The organism is Candidatus Streptomyces philanthi (assembly GCF_059553635.1).
Genome location: NZ_JCANQV010000357.1, coordinates 1 through 5313, shown reverse-complemented (window position 1 = coordinate 5313; position 5313 = coordinate 1). Strand labels below are relative to the sequence as shown.

Here is a 5313-nt window from a genome sequence, read left to right as displayed (position 1 = left end):
CGGCCCGTTCCCCGGCGGGTGCGGGCCGTTCCGGCAGCGGGTCCATCAGCGGGTCGGCGAGCTGCCCCACGGCCGCTTCGAAGACGGCGTCGTCGCTGTACGGGTCCTCCGGCGGTTCGGGTTCCCCCGCCGGTGGCTCGTGCGGTGCGGACTGCCGTCCCTCGCGCTCGGGGCGCAGGGCGGTCACGCGCCGGCCTTGCCGACCACCGGGGCAAGGCCCGTCGAGCGCTCCACCGCTTCCTCGTCGCCGCACTCCGCCAGCCAGTTGGCGAGCATCCTGTGGCCCCATTCGGTCAGTACCGACTCCGGGTGGAACTGCACGCCCTCGACGGGCAGTTCACGGTGGCGCAGGCCCATGGGGATGCCGTTCTCCGTCCACGCGGTGACGGCCAGTTCGGCGGGGAGGGTGTCCCGCTCGACGGCCAGCGAGTGGTAGCGGGTGGCGGTGAAGGGCGAGGGCAGGCCCTGGAAGACACCGGCGCCCTCGTGCGTGACCAGCGAGGTCTTGCCGTGCAGCAGCTCGGGGGCCCGGTCGACCACCCCGCCGTAGGCGACCGCCATCGACTGCATCCCCAGGCAGACGCCGAACACCGGGACGCCGGTCGCGGCGCAGTGCCGGACCATCTCGACGCAGACACCGGCCTGTTCGGGCGTCCCGGGGCCGGGGGAGAGCAGCACCCCGTCGAACCCGTCCTGCGCGTGGCGGGGCGCGACCTCGTCGTTGCGCAGCACCTCGCACTCGGCACCGAGCTGGTAGAGGTACTGGACGAGGTTGAAGACGAAGCTGTCGTAGTTGTCGACCACGAGAACGCGTGCGCTCACCGGGCTGCCGTCCCTTCATCCACCGTGACGTCGTTGAACGGGAGCAGCGGCTCCGCCCACGGAAAGACGTACTGGAAGAGCACGAAGACGATCGCCAGCACCAGCACGAGCGAAATCAGTGCCTTCACCCATGTGTTGCCCGGCAGATGCCGCCAGATCCAGCCGTACATGCTGTCGCTGCCCCTGTTTGCCGATGACGCTGTCGTGTGCTCCACCAGACTACGGGGCGGGGGCGCCCGTCGGTGGTCAGCCGGACAAAGCCGGGGGCCTTCCCCGGGACACCGGGCGGGTGGCGTCCAGATGCGCCCAGGCGATCAGGCGGTGGCTGTGACCCCACTCCGGTTCGCAGGTGGTCAGGGTCAGATAGCGGCCGGGCCCGTGGAAGCCTGACTTCTCCGGGACGGGGTCGATGACGCCGATGTCGGTGGGGACGGTCGTATAGGGGCGGTTGTCGACGCGGTAGGTGAACCAGGTGGTGCCGTCGGTCAGCACCACGGCGTCGCCTGGCCGCAGCCGGGGGAAGTCCTTGAAGGGGTCGCCGTAGGTGCGGCGGTGGCCGGCGACGGCGAAGTTGCCGGTCGCGCCGAGCCGGGCGGTGCCGGGGTAGTGGCCCAGTCCGCGGCGGAGGACGCCGGTGCCGGTGCCCTCCAGGACGGGCTTGGCCCAGTCCGCGCCGAACCGGGGCACGTACATGACGGCGAAGGCGCGGCCGTTCCGGTAGGGGCGCGGGGGAGGCGGGGCGGCGCGGTCCACCGCCCACTGCTGCCTCAGGGAGCCGATCTCCCCGTCCATCGCACTGTCGGCCCGGACGCCGGTCCAGAAAAGCAGATGGACCACGAAGAGCACGATCACCGTCCCCGTGGTGACGCAGATCTCGCTGGCCGTCCGGACGATCCACCGCACCGTCATACCGGCCCCGCCCCTCCCCGCCGCTCCCCGGCGGGCGGGTCACGGCTGCACAGGCTGTGCGTAGTGGAGTTCCACTGTGCCGGAGTAGCCGGGAAGCGTCACCGTCCCGTGCTGCTCGACCTTCCAGCCGAGGCCGTAGGCGGTCACGTACTGCTGGTAGTTCTGGAGGGCGGGGGAGGCACCCAGCGCCCGGTTGAGGGTGTCCCGGTCGCCTACGGCGGTGATCTTGTACGGGGGCGAGTAGACACGGCCCTGGAGGATCAGGGTGTTGCCGACGCAGCGCACCGCACTGGTGGAGATCAGCCGCTGGTCCATGACGCGGATGCCCTTGGCCCCGCCCTGCCACAGGGCGTTGACGACGGCCTGGAGGTCCTGCTGGTGGATCACCAGGTCGTTGGGCTGCGGCTCGGGCACGCCGGGGATCTTGGCGGTGGCGTTGGGCGGGGCGTCGGTGAGGGTGACGGTCAGGCCCTGGCCGGAGAGCTTCTCGGTGCCGGCGTGCTTCTCCAGCGCCTTGAGCCGGGCGTCCTCGGCACTGCCGCCCTTGTCGCGCCGGGTGAGGGTGTCGACCTCTCCGCGCAGGACGGCGTTGCGTTCGTCCTGGACGCCGTTCTTGCGGCTGCGCTCCTGGATGAGGTCGGAGAGCCGGAGCATGGAGTCGTCCGAGCGCAGGTCCGTGCCGCGTGCGGTGTCGAAGCTCAGCCAGAACATCAGCCCGGCGAGGGCGAAGACCGCGAGAGTGAGCAGGCGGACCGGTCGGAGGCGGGGACGGGCGCGGCCGGGGGTGTCAGCGGAAGTGCTCAACGTACCCTTGCTCCTTACGACGCCGCGGAAGCACTACGCTAACGGACGCCCGGAAAGGGAGCCGCTGCCCCGTTGCTTCCCGGCCCGGCACCGATTCCGTACGCCCCCCGCGCGGTCACGCAGCGCATCGACAGGAGAGTTCCTCGTGCCGAAGTCACGGATCCGCAAGAAGGACGACTACACCCCGCCGCCCGCGAAGGCCACGAACCTGAAGATGAACGCGGGCCGTGGCTGGGTCGCGCCGCTGATGCTGGCGATGTTCCTGATCGGCCTGGTGTGGATCGTGTTGTACTACGTGACCGAGGGCGATCTGCCGATCAAGTCCATGGGCAGCTGGAACATCGTGTGCGGCTTCGGCTTCATCGCAGTGGGGTTCGGCGTCTCCACCCAGTGGAAGTAGCCTCCGCCGCGCCGGTCGTCCACACGGTTATCCACAGCGGGGGAAAACTTCTGAAGATCTGTGGATAACTTCCCGGGAGGTTGACGCCGGTGTGACCGGCCGAGCCCCGTACGGACCGCCCGTCCCCCGCCCTTCCTGCGAAAACGCGCTCCGGCGCGGACTGTGGCAAGAGTTCCGCACCCGGTGCACAAGATCCGCCACGCACTGTGGACAACGCCCCCGGCGGCACGCGCCAGGGGGCCGTCCCCGGTTGTGCACAGCCCTCAGCCCACGAGCTGGACGGTCCGCACCACCACCACGGCGATGATCGCGAGCAGGGCCACCGCACAGGTCGCGCCGTGCACCAGCGTGCGCTTCCCGCGGGGCGCGTGCACCATCCCGTACGCCACCGCCGCGCCGACCACCAGTCCGCCGACATGGGCCTGCCAGGCGATGTTCGGCCACAGGAACGTGAAAACCAGGTTGAGCGCGAGCAGGATCAGCACGGGCTTCATGTCGTACCGCATCCGGCGCAGCAGTACCGCGGTGGCGCCCAGCAGGCCGAAGACCGCGCCGGAGGCGCCGAGGGACGGCTGGTTCTGCGCGGCGAGGAGGTACGACAGGGCACTGCCACCCAGGCCGGCGAGCATGTACAGCGCGATGTAGCGCAGCCGACCGAGCGCCGCCTCCAGGGGCGGTCCCAGCCACCACAGCGACAACATGTTGAACGCGATGTGCGGGATCTGCTGGTGCAGGAACATCGCCGTGACCAGGCGGTACCACTCGCCCTCGGCGACGCCGACCCGTGCGTACCGGGACGGGTCGAAGGCGAGCCCGATCATGTCGAGCCTGCCGATCAGCCCGCCGTCGGCGAGGACGGCGAGGAAGACCGCGAGGTTGATCCCGATGAGGATCTTGGTCACCAGCCGGGGGTCGGCGGTGACGGTGCCGCCGGCGAGGGTACGCGGCTGGGTGGCCCGCGGCGAGTGGCCCGTACCGCTGCCGCTGCGGACGCAGTCGGGACACTGGAAACCGACCGAGGCGCTGATCATGCACTCGGGACAGACGGGCCGCTCACAGCGGGTACAGCGGATGCCCGTCGCACGGTCCGGGTGACGGTGGCAGCCCGGCAGACCGCCGTCGTGCGGGCCCCGTGGTTCCCGTGGGCTTTCTGGCGCCTGGTCCATCGGTCCCTCGTCTCTCTGCGGCTGGGCACGACATCACAACACACATCGCCCCGCCCGGTGTACGACCGGGCGGGGCGCAAGGTTCCCGCGGGCGGGAGGGGTGGTTCAGCCCTCGCGGCTCTCCACGACGACCGACTCGATGACGACGTCCTGCACCGGACGGTCGGTGCGCGGGTTGGTGTCGGTGGCGGCGATGGCGTCCACGACCTTCTTGCCGGCCTCGGTGGTGACCTCGCCGAAGATGGTGTGCTTGCCGGTCAGCCACGCGGTCGGGGCGACGGTGATGAAGAACTGCGAGCCGTTGGTGCCCGGACCGGCGTTGGCCATGGCCAGCAGGTACGGCTTGTTGAAGGCCAGGTCGGGGTGGAACTCGTCGGCGAACTCGTAGCCGGGGCCGCCGGTGCCGTTGCCCAGGGGGTCACCGCCCTGGATCATGAAGCCGCTGATCACCCGGTGGAAGACGGTGCCGTCGTACAGCTTGTCCGTGGACTTCTTGCCGGTCGCCGGGTGCGTCCACTCGCGCTCGCCCTTGGCGAGTTCCACGAAGTTCTTGACCGTCTTCGGGGCATGGTTCGGCAGGAGCCGAATCTCGATGTCGCCCTGGTTGGTCTTCAGGGTGGCGTAGAGCTGCTCAGCCACGGATCTACCTTCCATAAGTCTTCACTGACGGCTTCCGATCCTGTCACGGACCGGCTCTCGCGTCGCCCGGGCGGACACCTTCAGACGGATTTGTACAGTTTTCGTGATCTTTGGGGCGCTCGGCGTTCCGCGCCCGGACACCACGGTTCCGGCGCACCCCGCGGCGAACCGTGCCATGGTCGTCACAAGGCTCCGGAATGTCTCCGATGACCCGGATGCCCGCTCACACATGCCGTACGGCATGCCGACGGGCATGATCGACAAACGGGTGGACAGGCGACACGGCAGACCTGGGGGACCAGCCCCCACAGCCCCGGACATGCCACCGAGGAGGAGGATCCCGTGACCCGCAAGGACAGCGTGCGCGCCGCGACCGGATCGGCCAGGGACAGCGTGCGGCATGCCGCGGAGGCGGTGGCCCCGTATGCCGGTACGGCCAAGGACACCGCGGTGCAGTTCGCCCAGGAGGCCCGCAGCCGGGTCGCGCCCCTGGTGGCGGAGGCCGCCCTCCAGGCCCGCGCGCAGTACGACACCCATCTGCACCCCCGGATCGAGCACGCGCGCGGCGCGCTG

8 protein-coding genes and 1 pseudogene are annotated in these 5313 nt (G+C 70.2%); 2 read left to right on the top strand and 7 right to left on the bottom strand.

Annotation, left to right across the window (positions count from 1 at the left end):
- The 5 genes and pseudogenes from AC51EU_RS26740 to AC51EU_RS26720 form a co-directional block, all read right to left on the bottom strand.
- Positions 1 to 187 (bottom strand): annotated as a pseudogene (locus AC51EU_RS26740) (class E sortase); the annotation flags it as partial.
- A complete protein-coding gene (locus AC51EU_RS26735) occupies positions 184 to 822 on the bottom strand; it encodes an aminodeoxychorismate/anthranilate synthase component II (RefSeq protein ID WP_496269652.1) in 639 nt (212 codons plus the stop codon). The pseudogene AC51EU_RS26740 and the gene AC51EU_RS26735, both read right to left, overlap by 4 nt.
- On the bottom strand, positions 819 to 1037 hold the full coding sequence (locus tag AC51EU_RS26730; protein WP_496269653.1) for a hypothetical protein: 219 nt from the start codon (positions 1035 to 1037) through the stop codon (positions 819 to 821). The genes AC51EU_RS26735 and AC51EU_RS26730 overlap by 4 nt, the downstream gene beginning before the upstream one ends.
- Positions 1038 to 1068: 31 nt before the next feature.
- The gene (locus AC51EU_RS26725; RefSeq protein WP_496269651.1) at positions 1069 to 1731 is read right to left on the bottom strand and encodes a class E sortase; all 663 of its coding nucleotides are present in this window, start codon (positions 1729 to 1731) and stop codon (positions 1069 to 1071) included.
- A 39-nt stretch (positions 1732 to 1770) separates the two neighbouring features.
- Positions 1771 to 2535: a DUF881 domain-containing protein gene (locus tag AC51EU_RS26720; RefSeq protein WP_496269650.1), complete on the bottom strand. Its 765-nt coding sequence runs from the start codon at positions 2533 to 2535 to the stop codon at positions 1771 to 1773.
- A gap of 145 nt (positions 2536 to 2680) precedes the next feature.
- Between AC51EU_RS26720 and crgA the strand changes: the two genes are divergently transcribed.
- Entirely contained in the window at positions 2681 to 2935 is a 255-nt protein-coding gene (gene crgA, locus AC51EU_RS26715; protein ID WP_496269649.1) for a cell division protein CrgA, read from the top strand.
- 263 nt (positions 2936 to 3198) lie between these two features.
- On the opposite strand, the gene AC51EU_RS26710 is transcribed toward crgA, so the two are convergent.
- Positions 3199 to 4101 carry a rhomboid family intramembrane serine protease gene (locus AC51EU_RS26710; RefSeq protein ID WP_496269648.1) on the bottom strand — a complete coding sequence of 301 codons (903 nt, stop codon included), beginning with the start codon at positions 4099 to 4101 and terminating at the stop codon, positions 3199 to 3201.
- Between the two features lie 105 nt (positions 4102 to 4206).
- Positions 4207 to 4740, bottom strand: coding sequence for a peptidylprolyl isomerase (locus AC51EU_RS26705; RefSeq protein WP_496269647.1), 534 nt, complete (start codon positions 4738 to 4740; stop codon positions 4207 to 4209).
- A 342-nt stretch (positions 4741 to 5082) separates the two neighbouring features.
- Here AC51EU_RS26705 and AC51EU_RS26700 point away from each other — a divergent pair.
- On the top strand, positions 5083 to 5313 hold a 231-nt coding region (locus AC51EU_RS26700), incomplete at its 3' end, for a DUF5324 family protein (protein ID WP_496269646.1).

Excerpts from the sequence above, each read along its gene's own strand:
- AC51EU_RS26725 (WP_496269651.1), bottom strand. The coding sequence starts at position 1,731 with ATGACGGTGCGGTGGATCGTCCGGACGGCCAGCGAGATCTGCGTCACC.
- AC51EU_RS26710 (WP_496269648.1), bottom strand. The coding sequence starts at position 4,101 with ATGGACCAGGCGCCAGAAAGCCCACGGGAACCACGGGGCCCGCACGAC.